Origin of the sequence: Cutibacterium porci (assembly GCF_009696315.1) — a bacterium.
In the GTDB taxonomy this organism is placed as follows: Bacteria; Actinomycetota; Actinomycetes; order Propionibacteriales; family Propionibacteriaceae; genus Cutibacterium; species Cutibacterium porci.
Genome location: NZ_VUMG01000002.1, coordinates 351,129 through 369,111 on the forward strand (window position 1 = coordinate 351,129; position 17,983 = coordinate 369,111).

General features: G+C 57.8%; 15 protein-coding genes. 8 read left to right on the forward strand and 7 right to left on the reverse strand.

The annotated features are described in order from the left end of the window. Window positions 1-58: 58 nt before the first annotated feature. The 3 genes from glgB (at window position 59) to FYJ43_RS05585 (ending at window position 5,015) form a co-directional block, all read left to right on the forward strand. Complete coding sequence (gene glgB, locus FYJ43_RS05575; RefSeq protein WP_154562775.1) at window positions 59-1,993, forward strand: 1,4-alpha-glucan branching protein GlgB; 1,935 nt, start codon at window positions 59-61, stop codon at window positions 1,991-1,993. A 14-nt stretch (window positions 1,994-2,007) separates the two neighbouring features. Next, on the forward strand, window positions 2,008-2,802 hold the full coding sequence (locus FYJ43_RS05580) for an NUDIX hydrolase (protein WP_326833374.1): 795 nt from the start codon (window positions 2,008-2,010) through the stop codon (window positions 2,800-2,802). A 185-nt stretch (window positions 2,803-2,987) separates the two neighbouring features. After that, the gene (locus FYJ43_RS05585; RefSeq protein WP_154562777.1) at window positions 2,988-5,015 is read left to right on the forward strand and encodes a glucose PTS transporter subunit IIA; all 2,028 of its coding nucleotides are present in this window, start codon (window positions 2,988-2,990) and stop codon (window positions 5,013-5,015) included. 86 nt (window positions 5,016-5,101) lie between these two features. Here FYJ43_RS05585 and FYJ43_RS05590 read toward each other — a convergent pair whose 3' ends face one another. The 3 genes from FYJ43_RS05590 to FYJ43_RS05600 all read right to left on the reverse strand — a co-directional run bounded on the left by FYJ43_RS05590 (window position 5,102) and on the right by FYJ43_RS05600 (window position 9,421). Then, entirely contained in the window at window positions 5,102-7,609 is a 2,508-nt protein-coding gene (locus FYJ43_RS05590) for a glycoside hydrolase family 65 protein (protein ID WP_154562779.1), read from the reverse strand. Further along, the gene (locus FYJ43_RS05595; protein ID WP_154562781.1) at window positions 7,606-8,349 is read right to left on the reverse strand and encodes an HAD family hydrolase; all 744 of its coding nucleotides are present in this window, start codon (window positions 8,347-8,349) and stop codon (window positions 7,606-7,608) included. Before FYJ43_RS05595 ends, FYJ43_RS05590 begins: the two co-directional genes overlap by 4 nt. A 130-nt stretch (window positions 8,350-8,479) precedes the next feature. Next, window positions 8,480-9,421: a tetratricopeptide repeat protein gene (locus tag FYJ43_RS05600; protein WP_154562783.1), complete on the reverse strand. Its 942-nt coding sequence runs from the start codon at window positions 9,419-9,421 to the stop codon at window positions 8,480-8,482. 123 nt (window positions 9,422-9,544) lie between these two features. Here FYJ43_RS05600 and pgm point away from each other — a divergent pair, with 123 nt between their 5' ends. Next, the gene (pgm, locus tag FYJ43_RS05605; RefSeq protein WP_154562785.1) at window positions 9,545-11,176 is read left to right on the forward strand and encodes a phosphoglucomutase (alpha-D-glucose-1,6-bisphosphate-dependent); all 1,632 of its coding nucleotides are present in this window, start codon (window positions 9,545-9,547) and stop codon (window positions 11,174-11,176) included. Window positions 11,177-11,233: 57 nt separating this feature from the next. On the opposite strand, the gene FYJ43_RS05610 is transcribed toward pgm, so the two are convergent. Further along, window positions 11,234-11,761 (reverse strand): PH domain-containing protein, encoded by a 528-nt coding sequence (locus tag FYJ43_RS05610; RefSeq protein ID WP_154562787.1) that lies wholly within the window; start codon window positions 11,759-11,761, stop codon window positions 11,234-11,236. A 2-nt stretch (window positions 11,762-11,763) separates the two neighbouring features. Beyond that, a complete protein-coding gene (locus FYJ43_RS05615) occupies window positions 11,764-11,916 on the reverse strand; it encodes a hypothetical protein (protein ID WP_229771677.1) in 153 nt (50 codons plus the stop codon). Between the two features lie 272 nt (window positions 11,917-12,188). Here FYJ43_RS05615 and FYJ43_RS05620 point away from each other — a divergent pair, with 272 nt between their 5' ends. Both FYJ43_RS05620 and FYJ43_RS05625 read left to right on the forward strand, forming a co-directional pair. Further along, window positions 12,189-12,647 (forward strand): VOC family protein, encoded by a 459-nt coding sequence (locus FYJ43_RS05620; RefSeq protein ID WP_154562791.1) that lies wholly within the window; start codon window positions 12,189-12,191, stop codon window positions 12,645-12,647. 136 nt (window positions 12,648-12,783) lie between these two features. Continuing rightward, complete coding sequence (locus FYJ43_RS05625) at window positions 12,784-14,133, forward strand: DivIVA domain-containing protein (protein ID WP_326833375.1); 1,350 nt, start codon at window positions 12,784-12,786, stop codon at window positions 14,131-14,133. Between the two features lie 46 nt (window positions 14,134-14,179). On the opposite strand, the gene nucS is transcribed toward FYJ43_RS05625, so the two are convergent. Continuing rightward, window positions 14,180-14,875 carry an endonuclease NucS gene (nucS, locus tag FYJ43_RS05630; protein WP_326833376.1) on the reverse strand — a complete coding sequence of 232 codons (696 nt, stop codon included), beginning with the start codon at window positions 14,873-14,875 and terminating at the stop codon, window positions 14,180-14,182. Between the two features lie 355 nt (window positions 14,876-15,230). Between nucS and FYJ43_RS05635 the strand changes: the two genes are divergently transcribed. Beyond that, window positions 15,231-16,037, forward strand: a complete 807-nt coding sequence (locus FYJ43_RS05635; RefSeq protein ID WP_154562797.1) for an alpha/beta fold hydrolase — start codon at window positions 15,231-15,233, stop codon at window positions 16,035-16,037. Between the two features lie 28 nt (window positions 16,038-16,065). On the opposite strand, the gene FYJ43_RS05640 is transcribed toward FYJ43_RS05635, so the two are convergent. Further along, window positions 16,066-16,569 carry a peptidylprolyl isomerase gene (locus tag FYJ43_RS05640; protein ID WP_154563408.1) on the reverse strand — a complete coding sequence of 168 codons (504 nt, stop codon included), beginning with the start codon at window positions 16,567-16,569 and terminating at the stop codon, window positions 16,066-16,068. A 376-nt stretch (window positions 16,570-16,945) separates the two neighbouring features. Between FYJ43_RS05640 and FYJ43_RS05645 the strand changes: the two genes are divergently transcribed. Further along, entirely contained in the window at window positions 16,946-17,959 is a 1,014-nt protein-coding gene (locus tag FYJ43_RS05645) for a PAC2 family protein (protein WP_154562799.1), read from the forward strand. The last annotated feature ends 24 nt before the right edge of the window (window positions 17,960-17,983 follow it).

A 17,983-nucleotide genomic window follows, 5' to 3' on the forward strand; every position in this document is an offset into this window, starting at 1 on the left:
AGATTCCGGTCAGAACATCAAACGGACACCCACACCAACGACATGCCAGGAGGACGACATGGCTCACGATGAGTTCGGAGGGCTCACCGGCTGGGACCTCGAGGGGTTCCATTCTGGTGGGGATACGGAGGTGTGGAAGAGGCTTGGATCCCACGTTGTCACCATCGACGACGATGAGCGTGGCCCGATTACCGGCACCCGATTCGCGGTCTGGGCTCCAAACGCCCAGGCAGTTGAAGTCATATCCGACTTCAACTGGTGGACCGGCGACCAGATGCGCCTCATCCCAGGATCTGGGGTCTGGGGCATCTTCGTTGAAGGTGTCGGGGAGGGAACGCTCTACAAGTTCCGCATTCAGGACCAGTCGGGCACGTGGCACGAAAAAGTTGACCCGATGGCACGCTATAGCGAACAGGCTCCACACAATGCGTCCATTGTCACTGAAACTCACTATGAGTGGAATGACGACGAGTGGATTGCCCGTCGTGAGGCGTCCCACGCACATGCCGAACCGATGAGTGTCTACGAAGTCCATCTGGGTGGCTGGCGGCACGGTTTGAGCTACCGTGACCTGGCTGACGAGTTAGTGAGCTACGTCACCTGGCAGGGATACACCCATGTCGAGTTCATGCCGTTGGCCGAACACCCGTTCTCGCCCTCCTGGGGTTACCAAGTCACCGGGTACTTTTCTCCCACTAGCCGTTACGGATCTCCCGACGACCTGCGCTACCTCATCGATAAGCTGCATCAGGCCGGTATCGGCGTCATCATGGACTGGGTTCCGGGCCATTTTCCGAAGGACGATTGGGCATTAGGCCGATTCGACGGCACCGCGCTTTACGAGCACGCCGATCCTCGCCAGGGCGAGCATATGGACTGGGGCACGTACATTTTCAACTACGGTCGCAACGAGGTGATATCTTTCCTCGTCTCGAATGCGCTTTACTGGGTAAGCGAATTCCACGTTGATGGTCTGCGCGTTGATGCCGTCGCCTCAATGCTGTATCTGGACTACTCCCGTGCAGAGGGCCAGTGGGTGCCCAACAAGTATGGCGGTCGGGAGAACCTTGAGGCCATCGACTTCCTGCGCTATGTCAACTCGCACCTGTATTCGCGTTATCCCGGCATCCTCATGATCGCGGAGGAATCCACTAGTTTCCCTGGCGTCACCAAGCCCGTCGATCACGGCGGACTGGGATTCGGGTTCAAGTGGAATATGGGCTGGATGAACGACTCGCTGCGGTACATGGAGCTTAACCCGTTCCATCGCCAATACCACCATGGCGAGATGACCTTCGCGATGGTCTACCAATACTCCGAGAACTTCATCTTGCCGATTAGCCACGACGAGGTCGTGCATGGCAAGGGGTCCATGATTACCAAGATCCATGGTGACGACTGGCAGCAGTTTGCATCGCTGCGAGCTTTCTACTCGTACATGTGGTCCTTCCCCGGTAAGCAACTAGTGTTCATGGGCCAGGAGTTTGGTCAACGTCACGAGTTCGACGAATCGGTGAGCCTAGAGTGGTTTGTCGCCGACCTGTGGGGACATGGCGGTCTCAAACGCCTCTTCCGAGACCTCAATAAGATTTACAAAGACAACCCTGCGCTGTGGCAGCTCGATAGCGATCCGCGCGGATTCGAATGGATCAACGCCGACGACGCCGGCAATAATCTGTTTTCCTGGCTGCGTCGGTCCGAGGACGGATCGACGATTGCCTGCTTCACGAACTTCTCCCCCAACCCGCAAACCGACTATCGCGTCGGCCTACCGATGGAGGGGGTTTGGACAGAGATCCTCAATACCGACTCCCTGGAATACGACGGCACTGGCGAGTTCGGCAACCTCGGCCAGATCATCGCTACCCCGCTGCCAGTTCCCGATCGGTTCCCCGCGGTTGCCACGGTGTGTGTTCCACCGATGGGATCGATATGGCTGCGTCACGATCCATCGGCAACCGCTGCCCTGCCCGGCGATCCGGGCATGCAATGATCGAGGAGTAATTCGTGGTCGATGACGAGTCCGGTTTCGAGGATTTCAGGATCCAGGTTGAGGTGATGGGTGATATTGGCCGTCTGCTCCTTGATGATCCGCCCTACCCGGAAGGTCTGACACGCGCCATCTCGCTGGCTTCTGATGACGCCATCATTGGCCATGACGTGCGGCGGCTCGAGGCTCGCGTAGCTGTCGACGACGGGGACGTCGTCCGCGCTTTGCATCGTGCCGGTTACCGTCGCGAGGGTCGGCTGCGGCAAGCGCGAGTGCGCGGAAACGGTTGGGTAGATGAGTACGTCTATTCCCGGCTGGCAACCGACGAGATCTATACCCGCACCGGCCACACCGGCATGCTCGATTCTGTCCTCCCCACCAAACGGGTCATTTCCCATGTTCTCATCCGCGATGGCGCTGGACGGGTACTGATGTGCGAAACGACGTATAAGCCGGACTGGGAACTGCCCGGTGGCGTCGTCGAACCCATAGAGTCTCCGCATGCCGGAGCCGTCCGGGAATGTCTGGAAGAGCTAGGCATCACCCTGGACATTCCCGGCACACCGACCCTCATTGATTGGATGCCTCCTGCGCTGGGATGGTCCGACGCCATTGAATTCATCTATGACGCTGGCGTGGTTGACGCGAACCTCGCCAGTCTCATGCACCCCGCTGACGCAGAGATCGGCCACCTCCACTGGGCTGAGCCGGACCACCTGGCCGACCACGTCACGGCGCTATCGGCTCGACGCATCACGGCCATATTGTCTGACCGCACACCTCGGGCTACCGAGAACGGATTCCCCGTGTAAGGCAGCCGGTTCGTAACACTCGGCGTCGACCGGCGCCCGAGTGAACGCCCGATGTCTGGTGACCTGTGACCGCCACGTCACTACCGCAAACGGGATATACCCCGGCGTGCTTTCAGCACCCAAAGGCGATTACACTTCTAGCTCGCTGTCTTCAGGACGGCGGTATCACAGGAGGACCACACAATATGTCATCACCCGCGTCCCAGATCGTAGATGCCGTGGGCGGGCCCGACAACATCGTCGGACTCACCCACTGCGCTACTCGGCTGAGGTTCCAACTTCGCGATTCCTCGCCTATCGACAAGACCAACGTCGAATCAATCCCCGGCGTCATGGGAGCCGTTCCCCAGTCCGGAAACCGGTACCAGATCGTCATTGGAGGCGCCGTCGCCGGTGTCTACAACGACATCATGGACCTGCCTGCCATGAAGGAGCTGTCGTCTGACGGAGAGCACCGCTCTGACGCCGACGTCAAAGCTGAGCACCGTTCCAAAGGTCCCCGGGGCAAATTCTCATGGCTCGACAACCTCTTCGAGTACCTTTCAGACTCCTTCCGTCCCATCATGGGCGCTCTGCTCGGAGCCTCGCTATTTATCACCTTTATGGCCCTCATGGGATCCATGGGTGTCATCGGTAACTGGGCTGACTCGCGGGTCACGCTATCCCCAAGCTGGCAGTTCGTGAACCTCGCCTGGCAATGCGTCTTTTACTTCCTGCCATTGTTGGTCGCTTATAACGCCACCAAGCGTCTCAACGCTGACCCGTGGGTCGGATTCTCTGTGATGGCTGTTGTCATGCTGCCCGGATTCACCGAGCTCGGCAAAGCTGCCCATCCGCTCACTCTCGGCGGATTCACGGTCAACGTCGTCAACGTGTTCGGTTTGCCACTGACGATATTTAACTATGGCTCACAGGTATTTCCTCCCCTCATCATGGCCGCTATCTTGGCTCCGCTATACAAGTGGCTGAAAAAGATCATTTCCCCCAATGTTCAGATGATCTTTGTACCTTTCTTGACGATGCTCATCATGATCCCATTGACGGCTTTTCTCATCGGCCCGCTCGGCGTCTACGCCGGCGCTGGACTCGCCAATGGTCTGAAAGCAGTCAATGATGTTAGCCCCTTCATCTTCGCTGTCCTCATTCCGCTGCTCTACCCCTTTATGGTGCCGTTGGGTCTGCATTGGCCACTCAACGCTGTAATGCTACTTAATATCCAGACCCTCGGTTACGACTACATTCAGGGGCCCATGGGTGCCTGGAACTTCGCCTGTTTTGGCGCCACGGCAGGCGTTCTTTTCTTGTCAGTACGCGACAAGGATGTGACGATGCGTCAAACTGCCACCGGCGCCCTAGCTGCCGGCCTGCTCGGTGGCATTTCCGAACCCAGCCTTTACGGCATCCACTTACGCTACAAAAAGATTTACCCTTCTATGCTGGCTGGCTGCCTCGTTGGCGGTGTCATCATCGGTGCCGGTGGCGGTCTACGGACCCCAGCCTTCGTCTTCACCTCACTGCTGACGATCCCGGCTTTCGATAACATCGGCCTATACGCGGTGGCCATCGCGGCCTCGTTCTTCACTGCTATGGCTCTGGTTATCGTGCGCGACTACCGCGACGACGAGCATAAAGCTGAGGCTAAGGCCCGTCGGCGTCAAGCCAGGGCTCCCGAGGCACCGGCAGTGTCCGCCACGCCGCGCACAGTCGCTTCCACCGAGCCGACAGCTGAAGCCCCCACCTCAGCTAAGGTCTCCTCTGAGGACGTCACCATCACTTCCCCCTTGCAAGGACGTGCCGTGCCGATTTCCGCGATCCCAGATCCAGTTTTCTCCACCGGGGTCGTCGGTGATGGCATCGCTATTGAACCGACTACAAACACGGTTGTCTGCCCAGCTGACGCCACCGTCGTCACTGCTCCTGATTCTGGCCACGCCTTCGGCCTCAAGCTGGACTCAGGTGTCGAACTCCTCATTCACGTCGGCATCGACACCGTCGAACTCGGCGGAAAGGGGTTCGACGTTAAGGTCAAAGCCGGAGATCACCTCAGAGCTGGGGAGCCCCTTGTCGTCTTTGACCCAGTTGTCATTGACGATGCCGGATACTCCAAGATCACTCCTGTCTTAGTGACAAATGGCTTCGATTACTCCAGCGTCACAGGCATCCCTGCCGACAACGTCACGACGAGCACACCAGTAATCACTGTCGTAAAGTGAGATCGCTACGGCCCAAGTGGGCCTGATTTCGCTATGAGTACCTATGACATAGCGGGGGCCGAGATCATCGGCCCCCGCTATTGTTCTCAGTCTCTCGGGATCGGAGACGAGACGATCGTCTCAGCAATGCTGCCAGGAACCTCAGCAGTAATGAGGGAACCATCGGCCCGACGCAAACCCGAGATCGGATGGGTAGCCCTCAAGCTGGGACGCAACGGCCCCTGATCGGACAACGGCACCCTCACCGGCTCGGCTCCAATGTGGTAAAGCTCGCCGCGCACCGTCACGTCGCGGTCATGTCCCGAAAGGATCTGGAAGGTGATGGTGTCACGTTCCAGATAGACGAGCATGTGAGAGTCGCCAATGAGCATGTGGTGCTTGATCGACGTCCACTGGGCCGGAAGCCTCGGGTCGAAACGCAGGTTCTCCCGATCATTACGCATACCGACGAAGCCATGCACAAGACATCCCCACACGCCACCAGTCGAGGCAACGTGGACTCCGTCTGAGGCGTTGTGATGGGTATCTGCCAGGTCGCAAAACAGAGCATCGAGGAAGTAGTCCATGGCCATCTCCTGATGCCCAACTTCTGCTGCCATCACCGACTGAACCACAGCTGACAGACTCGAATCGCCTGTGGTGATCGGATCGTAATACTCGAAGTCTGCGAGCTTAACGGCCTGCGTGAACTGATCTCCTTGCAGGAACAAAGCCAGCACGACGTCTGCCTGCTTAAGCACCTGGAATCGGTAGATCACCAACGGGTGATAATGCAAGAGCAATGGCCGCTTGTCATCAGGGGTGTTTTTAAGGTCCCATAGCTCACGTGAAAGGAATTGGTCGTCCTGGGGATGGATACCGAAAGTATCGTCAAAGGGAATGACCATCCCAGCGGCACACTCTTCCCAGCCACCAACTTCATCTTCGCTGAGATCCAGTTCCGAACATAGATGCTCGTACCACAATGGGTCCTCGTCACGCATCCGCCTCATGACACCGGCGGCATCAATGAGGTTAGCCCTTGCCATGACGTTGGTATAGAGATTGTTGTTGACAACGGTTGTGTATTCGTCAGGCCCAGTAACTCCATGGATGTGGAACTCTCGACCACCGTTAATGCGCCAGAACCCCAAATCAGCCCACATGCGAGCGGTCTCGACGAGAACCGGCGCAGCGTCTCTGAAGAGAAAAGTCTTATCTCCGGTCGCCCGGGCATGGTTCATAATTGCATGAACGATATCAGCGTTGATGTGGTACTGAGCTGTACCAGCCGCATAATACGCTGACGCCTCTTCTCCAGTAATAGTACGCCACGGAAAGAGGGCCCCTCGTTCAGACAATTCCTCAGCCCGTCGTCGGGCTTGGGGAAGGGTGTTCACCCGAAACCGCAACGCATTCTCGGCAATTCGTGGATGGGTGTAGGTCAGCATCGGGATCACGTAAACTTCGGTATCCCAGAAATAGTGCCCCTCATAGCCCGAACCGGTCACACCCTTTGCCGGAATACCAAGTTGATCGGCACGAGCAGATGCTTGAGCGATTTGGAAGAGGTTCCATCTGACAGCCTGCTGAATACCAGTTGGGGCACCTTCAACTTCGACATCCGCCGTCGCCCAATAATCACTGAGCCAGGCACGCTGTTCATCGTAATAGACACCATGTCCCTGCTCACGCACCCGGTCTAAACTGCGCCGCACCCGATCAAAGAGCTCATGCACCGGCACACCACGAGACGTGTGGTACGCCACGGCCTTATCGATATGAATGGGTCGGCCCTGGGTAGCCTCAATGCGATACACCCGCTTCCCAATCCCAGGCTCGGTATCAATGAGAGAGACGTATTCATTATCCGTCGTGATCTCGTGATCAGCCCCTACAGCCAGGGTCATTCCTGAGCGCGCGGTGCGGAATCCTAGGATCATCCGCTTATCAGAATGCCAATCCTTCTGTGGAATCAGCACTTTATCGGTAAATTTACGGGCCTGACGAGGATCGTCCCCCTTTTCGGCATCATCAGGCCGAACATGATACTCGTCCATGCCGTCTTGACGGTTAAGAATCTGCGAGCTGACGACGATGGGGGCGTCACCTTCAAGCATCGTCACCTCAATGCTAATAAGCGCCATGTGCCGGTGAGTGAACGAGACCATCCGCGACGTGGCGACCCGTAGCAGCTTGCCCGCCGGAGTGCGCCACACAAGCTCGCGACGCAAAACACCCTCACGAAAGTCAATCCAGCGTTTATACGACTGGATCTCATTGACGCTGAGCAGCAGCGGCTCATCGTCCACATAGAGTTTCATCAGCTTAGCGTCCGGGACATTGACAATCGTTTGACCGGTACGCGCGAAACCGTAAGCATTCTCAGCGTGATGAATATCCCATATTTCATGGAACCCGTTGATGTACGTTCCGTGGCTAAAAGAATCCCGGCCTTCGGAAGGGTTACCACGCATACCGAGATATCCATTACCAACCGAAAACAGTGTCTCGGTGGTTCCTAAATCACTGGTACTCGGAGCCGTCTCGACAATCGCCCAAGGATCGTCAGGAAAGCGCCATCGATCCATCGGGTCGACGCCTATCCGCGTCATGCCATCTCCTCAGCCATCTCGTCCAGGTCATTTACTACTCGATCAGCACCGGCTTCACGCAGCCGATCACCCCCGACGCCACGATTGACCCCGAGCACCATCCCGAATCCCCCGGCAGCTCCCGCACGTACTCCCGACACCGCATCCTCAACGACAATGCACTGCTCAGCGGGCACACCAAGGAGCTCCGCTCCTCTGAGGTACGTGTCGGGAGCAGGCTTACCAGGCAGTCCTTCAGCCTTCGACCGATTACCGTCGACGAGCACCGGGAAATCTGCAGCCAGTCCGGCAGCCTCAAGCACTGCCGCCGCATTGCGCGATGACGAGACCACTGCCATCGCAACACCATGCTCATGTAGCACATGTACCCAGCGGCGGGAGCCTGGATAAGGCTGGATACCGTCGCGAGCCAGCACCGCGGTGAAAAGATCGTTCTTACGATTGCCTAGCCCACAAATCGTATGGGTGTCAGGGCTGTCAGATGGGGTGCCCTCTGCCAGGGTGATGCCACGACTAGCGAGGAAGTCGCGCACCCCGTCATATCGGGGTTTGCCATCGACGTAGGCGAAATAGTCATCGTCAGTATAGGGAGACTGGTCTTGATGCCGAGACAACTCCTCGTTGAACATCTCCTGCCAAGCGCGCATATGGATGAGCGCGGTGGGAGTAAGGACGCCATCAAGGTCAAACAGCACGGCATGGAACTTCTCTTCGAGGGGGGTCGAGTCCATAACCACCATGCTATTCACCAAGTCGGGGAACGGTCATCTCAATACGCCCCCAAGACATTGCTCGAGATCGTCGGCAGCTCACCAGTCTTGTTGGCTGAGGCAGGCCCATCGAGATCACCCGCCCCAGCCCATGAAGGCTTTAGAACAATGCGGCTGCTAACGAACGACGAGCTGCGGCAACGTCAGGGTCAGATTGCCCGACCATCGCAAAAAGGTCGAGTAGACGGGTACGTGCAGTCTCGCGCTCGTCATCGCGGTGGGTTCGCACGACCTCAATGATCCGGTTGAATGCCTCAGCGGCGCGTCCCCCCATGAGTTCCACATCAGCGGCTGCTAACTGGGCGTCAACGTCATCTGGATGACGTTGGGCAGCGTCCAACAAGGCAGCGGGGTCTTTACCGTCCAGTCGTCCAAGCAACGCTGCTCCGTTACGACCAGCGATGAGGACTGGATCGTTCGGATCCGAAGCCAGTAATGTGTCGTATGCTGCGACAGCTTCGTCGAACTTGCCAGCCTCTATAAGCTTTTCAGCTTCGACGGTACGAGGGTCAGGGCCGACCGATTCCTCGTTGTCTACCTCTACCGTGACAGGTTCTGCGCGTCCCACCATCCCCGCAGAGGTCGCCGCCTGGATGACTTGTTCGGTGATCTGGCGGAACTGCTGCTCATCTATGGTTCCTTGAGCCAGCGGGGCGAGCTGACCACCAATGACAGCGACAAGCATGGGGACCGCCTGAATCCCTAAGCTCTGGGCCAGTCGGGGCTGGGCGTCAATATCGACGTGAACCAACAACCACTTTCCGGCCGCTTCGTCGGTAACGCGGCGTAGAACCGACTCCATCTGTTCGGCACCGTGAGCCTTCGGCGTCGTGAATTCCACCAGCACCGGGTGCTGCACCGATTTTTGCAGTAGCGAGTTGAAGTTCTCCTCGGTACCTTCAACCACCCACGTCCTTGCGGTTGTGTGACCAGCGTGGGCGGTCGGTCCAGCAGAAGAGGTGGCAGACCCGGCTGCAGCGGCCAAGCCAGACAGATCGACGGCATCGTGACGATGAATCGAGTCAGAAGACATGTCATCCATTCAACCAGATTCACGGCACGGGTCTCACTGAGATGATTCACGACCACGTACCGACACCGACCAAAGGATGCTGTTTCCTGCGGTGGCCTATCGTGACACAGCGCTCAGTGAGACAATGGCGTCATGGCTCATGAACGTGCTGGGAAACCTGCCCAGGAATCCGATCTCATTGACGTCGATGCCGTGTTGTCGGCCTATTACGACGTTTCCCCAGACCCTTCGAACCCCGACCAAATGGTCGTTTTCGGCACCTCGGGGCACCGCGGATCCTCGCTCGACGGCGCCTTCAACGATGCCCACATCGCCGCCACGACCCAAGCGATCGTGGAATACCGCGCCTCCCAGGGAATTGATGGCCCGCTATTCATTGGTAAGGACACCCATGCCCTATCTATGCCGGCGTGGACGACAGCCATAGAGGTTCTGCGTGCCAATGATGTCGAGGTTATTGCTGAGCACGACGACGAGTGGACGCCGACTCCAGCGGTCTCGCGAGCCATCATTGTTCATAACCGCTTGAGCGAGGGACGCCAGGCTGACGGGATCGTCGTCACCCCCTCCCACAACCCACCGCGCGACGGCGGATTCAAGTACAACCCTCCGCACGGCGGCCCGGCCGACACTGATGCCACCGGTTGGATCGCTGACCGCGCCAATGAATTGCTCGCTGATCCATCAGGAATCCGCCGCAAACCCTATGGACAGGTGCGCGACGAGGTCTCCCGCTATGACTACCGCAGCGCATATTGTGATGATTTGCGCAATGCCATAGACCTCGATGCTATTGACGAGGCAGGCGTCCATGTAGGTGCCGATCCGCTTGGCGGCGCTTCGGTCCAGTATTGGGAGTACATCGCTGACCACCTCGGCATTGACCTGACGGTCGTCAATCCCAAGGTAGACCCGACGTGGCAATTCATGACCCTCGATACCGACGGCAAGATCCGGATGGACTGCTCCTCCCCATCAGCAATGGCATCTCTCATTGCGAATAAGGATGCATACGACATCGCCACGGGAAATGACGCCGATTCTGACCGTCACGGAATTGTCACCCCGGATGCCGGCCTCATGAACCCGAACGCCTACCTAGCTGTGGCGATTGGTTATCTCTTCGCTCATCGACCCGGATGGAGCCCTGACGCTGGGATTGGCAAAACCCTGGTGAGCTCCTCCCTCATCGACAAGGTGGCAGCTGACCTGGGGCGTCGCCTCGTCGAAGTGCCGGTCGGTTTCAAGTGGTTCGTGCCTGGCCTGATGCGCGGCGACATCGGTTTTGGTGGTGAGGAGTCAGCCGGGGCGTCCTTCCTTGACCTCGACGGTCGGACTTGGACCACCGACAAGGACGGCATCCTGCTCGCCCTGCTCGCTAGTGAGATTAAGGCCGTCACGGGCCGCTCCCCATCTGAGCATTACGCCGACCTAGAGAATCGCTTCGGCAAGTCTTACTACGCTCGTATTGACGCCGACGCCAGCCGTGAGCAGAAGGCCCGCCTCAAGGCCCTCTCTCCCGACGATGTCCGTGCAGACACCATCGCGGGCGAGAAAATCGAAAAGATCCTTACTAAGGCGACAGGCAATGGTGCAGCTATCGGTGGCATCAAGGTTATGACCGAGAATGCCTGGTTCGCAGCCCGCCCATCCGGCACCGAAAACAAATACAAGATCTACGCCGAGTCCCTGCGTGACGCCGACCATTTAGCCACTGTGCAGAATGAGGCCCGCCACATCGTCGATCAAGCTCTCAAAGGCTGAGCACCCCCGTCCCACGTCTCCTCGGCAAGGTCGACATTGTCGGGGAGACGTGGTGCGTCATCGCGGATGAGCCAGGTTGGTCCGCAAACCAGCAACCTGAATTACCCGCTGAATCGTCAAATCGCGCTCCTCTGGATTACCCACGTAGTCAATTTCTCGCAGACCTTGATCCTGCGCTGCCGACTCAAAAATGAAGTGCCCATAGCCAAGTAGCCGTCCTAGAAAGGGCTGCTTGACAGAAATATCAAGAATGCGCGTCATCGGCATCGTAGCCAGGTGTTGATCGAAAATCCCGTGCACACGAAACACCCGCATATTCGTAATGACGAAGCGGTCCATATGGTCAAGATGAAAGCGGAGTGCTCCCCACGTCGCCATGGCTACTCCCATAAGGAAAGGAACGCCCCACCACTGCTGCGCAAAAATCATAGAAGTAAAAAGCAGCATCGCAAGGACCATAGCGAGAGCCGGTAGCACGAGCACGATCCAGTGCTTGGGTACTTCGTCTATAACGTATTCGCCTTCACTCACCAGCAGGTGACGGTCGACATCGGGGTCGAGGAATCGACGGATCATGTCGGGCAAGGTCAGGATTGCCCTCCCAGCGCTCGGATGAACCCAAACAGTCCACTAAAGAAACCACGGATCACCTGAGCTGTGCCGTTTGGATCCGTGAAGACGTAGTACAGGCAGAATACGACCAGAAACACGACGATAACCGTGTGGATTGTCTTCTTCACGTTCACTAAGGCTCCTTGCTCGGCACGCGGCCCAGGGAGGGCACAGGGGCGCTTCATCGCTATTCTCGACGCTCGAGCGGCCTGTTGACCACGCGCAACGCCGAGGAGAATCGACATGACCTTCCCAAGTCCACTGCCTCAGTCGGTGAACTGTGCGGGCCCATGATCTAATTCGGATGCACCATTGGGCTGCGTCAGTACCACGCCCTGGAGTTCTGCGGATTGCCCACCCCGCCTGACGGCTCGTTGGTCAATAGTGCAAGGATGAGGGCATGGAGAACTTTAACAACGATCCCTTTGCGTGTATTGACCACGTCGGTTTCGCCGTCAAAGACATGGATGAGGCCATCAAGTATCACTGCGATGTCCTGGGCTTCCGAGTGCTCTTCCGCGAGAAGAATGAGGGGCATGGCGTTGAGGAAGCCATGCTCGGCACTGGTAAGCGTGGCGAGGAATCGACCGTCGTCCAGCTGCTCGCTCCGCTCAGCGAGGACAGCACCATTGGCAAGTACATTTCCAAGAACAAGAACATGATTCAGCAGGTGTGCTACCGCACCTACGACTTGGACAAGACGATCGCTACCCTCAAGGAACGCGGAGCTGTATTCACCGGTGAGCCCTCCACCGGAACCGCTGGTTCCCGCGTCATCTTCCTTCACCCCAAGCACACCGGCGGTCTCCTTATTGAAATTACCGAGCCCCCGGCCGGCGGCATGCCCTACAAGGACTGACGTCACACCGCTTCGGTAAAGGCCCCAGGGATCATTCCCAGTAACCCCTGGGGCCTGTCTCATCCCGGTGAGTTGCACGGTTGTTATTCCGTTTCCATTGGTACCGTTGAAGCTACCTATTGGAAGGGGACCATCGGTGAGCACAAAAGACGTTTCTGACGGCCAGTTCGACGAAGAGACCGGACTCAACCTCTTCGACGACACCGCCAGCGCGGCCGGTAGTTTCACCCATTCGATGTGGGGTTATGACCGCACCAGCGTCGACAACTACGTCCGAGAGATTGAGCAGCAGGTATCAACCCTCAAGCAACTCACGAGACACCTTCGCGGACAGGTCTCTCAAGCCCAAGCAGAGGCCACTCAGACTGATTTCAAACGTCTGGGGGTACACGCAACGGAAATCCTCACCGCCGCCGAGGCCCAGGCTAAAGACATCGTCGCGATGGCCGGTCACGAAGCCGAACGCATCAAGGAGGAGGGCCGACGAGTTGCAGCCGATATGCGGTCCGCAGCCCAAACCGAGGCTGATGACATCCGGGTGGCCGGACTAGCCAACCAGCGCGAATTACGCGATCAGGCAGCTAAGGATTCCCAGACCGCAATCGAGCAAGCCCGCCTTCAAGCCCGCACCATCGTCGAGCAGGCCGGTACTCATGCCGAAGCCATCCTTACTGAAGCGCGTACCAAGGCTGCCACCATCGACCAGAACGCTCGCGCCCAGGCCGCTCAGATCCTCGATAGGGCTCGTTCGGAGGCTGCGACCATCACGAGCACGGCGCGCAAAGATGCCGAAAGCATCACGAACGAGGCACGCATCAATCACGACGAGGCCTCCGCCAAAATCACACAATTGCTTGAGCAAGCTACCGCCCATGAGCAAGCCAGCAGCGACACTGTTGCTAAGCGCACTCAAGAAGCCGACGCCATTCGTCAGAGCGCACTAGAAGAAGCCGAGACCACTCGTAACCAGGCTGCCCGTGACGCCGAAAACCGCATCGCGACCGCCCACCGTCAGGCCGCCATGATGAAAGAACGTCTCGAAGAGCAGTATGCCTGGCGTAAAGAACAACTCGAGCGCGAAACTGCGGCTCTGTTGCAGCGCAAGCAAGCTGTCATTGCACAGCTCAATAACCTCAAGGCACTAGCCGGAGAAGCCGAAAGCGCTTACCCCGACGCTGATCCCTTCGCCAAGTCCGAGCAGGCAGAGGAGGCGACCGACGATGACGCCACTATCGTCATTGGTGCCAACGGTTCACAGGCTCAACGTAAGCCGGTAGCGAACCAATCAGGCCAGACACGTCCCCACACAGCCAACGACACACAGGCCGACGACGGCAAGGACGCTACCCCTCACACCGATCCGGCCAACCAACGCACCCAGGTTATTCCTGCGGTGACCGACGGTAAGCCTGACCAGCCCAGCGACGCTCCTGCTAACGACGAATCGGACACCGAGAAAACCCAGGTCCTTCCCAAGGAAAACTGATTGGTACGTGACGCTGATGCTGTGAGGCTTTCCATGCCTCCTAGCATCAGAAAAGGCGATCCTCTGGATGGTCCAAGCCACGCAACGCGTCGTAATCAACAGTCACACATTCGATACCGCGATCAGTGGCCAATGTGCGCGCCTGCGGTTTGATCTTTTGCGCGGCGAATACCCCTCTCACCCGATCCCCCAGCAAATGATCTCGATTGAGGAGGTCCAGATACCGGGTGAGCTGCTCCACCCCGTCCATCTCGCCGCGCCTCTTAACCTCAACGGCGACATACACTCCTTCAGCATCGCGACACAGCAGATCGACAGGGCCGATAGGCGTCATGTACTCCCGACGGACAAGCGACCAACCATCACCCAAGGCGTCAGGATTGTCAGCCAACAATTCCTGCAGATGAGCTTCTACCCCGTCCTTCTGCAAGCCCGGATCAACACCTAGTTCCTCAGTGACGTCAAGCACCTTCGGGCCCACCAGGATCTGAAGGTGGTCGCCGGTTGGGGCATCAACCTCCCAGATCTCTTCCGCGCCGATAGCGGTGGTGGTTTCATCGCAGGGACGTATCGTGAGCGTGCATGGCGAACTCATCCAGTTCAACGGCTTGTATGCCCGATCATCAGCGTGGACGCTTATCGAGTTATCTGATTTGACGACGATGAGTCGCTTAGCCCACGGCAAGTGGGCAGTGAGACGGCCGGTGTAGTCGACCTGGCATGGAGCAATGACGAGACGCACGGTGAAGAACTCTACCTGGGCCAGGTCAGCTTCTCAGCGTTGTCGTCTCCAGCACGAGTTGAGGCACAATGGAGCCCATGGGTCGTCATCATGGTTCGCGCAAGTGGCAGCGTCCACACCGGCCCCTCAACGCGGTAAGTCACCCACACTCTGAGCAGAAGAGAGACGGCCAGTACGTCGTGCGGGCCGTGCCCGCCAGCCGAGCACTCAAGGTGTATACCTGTCCGGGGTGTTTGCACCCAGTCCAGCCAGGGACCCCCCATATCGTTGCCTGGCCACACGAACCGTCGATGTTCTCTCAGTCCCCGGTCGAGGAGCGTCGTCACTGGCATACCGGGTGTTGGAGGTCGCGCTTATGAAAGAGCTTCATATGACCATCCTCGGAGACGGTCGTCAAGACGTGTATTGGTGCCATGGGGTCTTTGGACAGGGGAAGAACTTCACTCGAGTTGCCAAGGATCTTCTCGCGACTGACCCCGACGCCTACCGTTGCATCCTCGTTGACCTGCCTAACCATGGCCGATCCCCCTGGACGACGACGCTGTCGTATCCCGATATGGCCAACGCCCTGGCCGCGACCGTGAAAGCCACCAGTGGGAACCGTCCAGTACATCTGCTCGGTCACTCGATGGGGGGCAAAGTTGTCATGCGGACGGTCCTCGACCACCCCGATCTGGCCCACAGTCTTACTGTCGTTGACATGGCACCGGTCGATTCTCGGCTTACCCGGCTCGCGCCTCTTGTCAATGCAATGACGTCGATCAATCTGGCGGAATTATCAACCCGTCGACAAGCCGAAGAACACATGTCTTCTCGGGTTCCTGACCCGACTGTCCGACAGTTTCTATTGCAAAACTTGCGCCATGAAACTGGCGAGAATGAACGCTGGTATTGGCAGATGAACCTCGATTTGTTGGGTAACGGGCTGTCCGATATCGGTGCTTGGCCATCGGTCGCTTCAACCTGGAATGGTCCAGTGCTGTGGATTACTGCCGAGCAATCAGACTATGTCGGCCCCGATCATTCGCAAGCTATGCACGAGCTTTTTCCCCAAGTGCGTCGAATTCGTGTTAAGAATTCCGGCCATTGGGTACATTCAGACCAACCTGGAGTCTTCGTACAAGTACTAGCAGCATTCTTGTCACGGTGCCGCGAAGCATAACTGGTTAAGAGGCATCATTGCATGAGCATCAGCCCATCACGACTGAGCTAATCTTCGTGTCAATCTTTGGGGATGAACCATCGTCAGCTAGTCCTTTATCAGCAATTTCGGAAATACTATTGACGCCATCCTTATCGATAGTTCCTATGACAGAGAACGAATCCGATAGTTTAGAAGCACCATAGATCAGGACAAATTGCGAACCCAGCCGATGCTGAGAATCAGCAACGAGAGCAAGAGTTCCGGCGCTCACTGATCCTCCCGTCCTATTCCCCGGCTCAATCGGGAATGAATATCCCGGACCACCGTTCCCAGTTCCAGAGGGATCACCGCACTGAAGATACTTAGCATCTCCCGTCGTCAGTTTGTGACACGATGTGTCGTTGTAATACCCCTGCTCAGCCAACGAAATGAACGCATTTGCAGCGCACGGGGCCAGTGCGCGATCAACCGTCAGCACTACCGGAGCGTCATTAATCGTGAGAGTGACGGTGGTGGATCCAGACCTCTCAAGGTTGTCCGAAGGTGGCATATCAACTGGACGAGCAGCCTTGCCTGCCACGGCATACCCGCACGGACCACTGCCTGCCGCGGGAGCCGGAGTAGTCGTCGTCGGCGCCGGGCCAGCAGCCTGCGGAGCAGACGAGGGGCGGGTAGTCTTGGCAGACGGTGAGGCCATCCACCAGGGAGTGTCACTGACCCCAGGCACCGCGCCACCGGTGTGGGAACACCCGGCGAGCAATGACAGCCCTGCTGCGGTGACCGCGATTATTGCTCGGCGCGTCATCCTCATGTAATCCATCCTTCGGTCGAGTGGCGACGCGGTCAGGCTACCGACAGGTACAACGGAATAGAGTGAGGACTCACGGTGTTATATCAACCTGCCCCCGATGGAAAGGAGGACGCCCATGGATCGGCAGAGCAATAGCTTCACCTGGCATCCCGGAATTGTGGGCCCCGATCAGGAGGTGTCCGCCCTTATCACTCTGGTGCAATCATTTGGCGACACCGGCCTAGTTCAGGCACGGGTGCGCGACGCCATCTTCTCCCAGCTTCCTCATCACGAGCTCGGAGAATTCGACATCGATCTGTTACTAGATCATCGCGATTCCCGTCAACCCATCATTTTCGACACAGATCATTTCGAGGGCTACAAGCCTCCCCGCCTTGTACTCCACGAGGTCACCGATCAATTCGGCCAAGCATTTCTTGTCTTGGACGGCCCTGAACCAGCTCTCGGCTGGGAATCGTTGGTCTCGTCGCTGACGAGTCTCGTCGACTCGCTGAAAATCCGGCTGACGGTCATTACCGATTCAATACCGATACCGACCCCTCACACCCGCCCCGCCATGGTCACGCGCTGGGCATCACGACCTGAACTGATCTTGGGAACGACGTCTCCTTTCGGTCGCATTCAAGTGCCAGCCTCCTTTCCGGTTGTACTCGGTCAGCGGTTAGGCGAAACACATCACGCCGTTATCGGGCTCGCCTCCCATGTGCCCCACTACTTGGCGGATCTGGATTACCCCGAGTCCGCCCGCGCCCTTGTAGAGGCATTGCGAGGGGCCACTGGTTTAGCACTGCCTATCGACTCGTTAGCCGTTGCTGCCAATACTGTCCGAGCCGAAATTGACACCCAGGTCAACAATTCTGAAGAGCTCAAAGCCATGCTCCGTGCTCTCGAGGAGCAATACGATTCCCGGATTGCCCAGCGAGAGCTCGGAACAACACAAGTTGCTGTTCCCAATGCTGAAGATATCGGGGCCGAGGTCGAGGATTTTTTGCGTTCGATCGATGACAGTCCTAACGACGCTTCCGATGCCGACGCTCAAGGCTCAGCTCCCAGACGCAGCAGTGATGAGAATACCGACGACGCGAAACCTGACTATCGTCCCCGCCGCGGCGGCGATACAGACGACTGACGGGGGTGTCGGACCCCAAGCCTA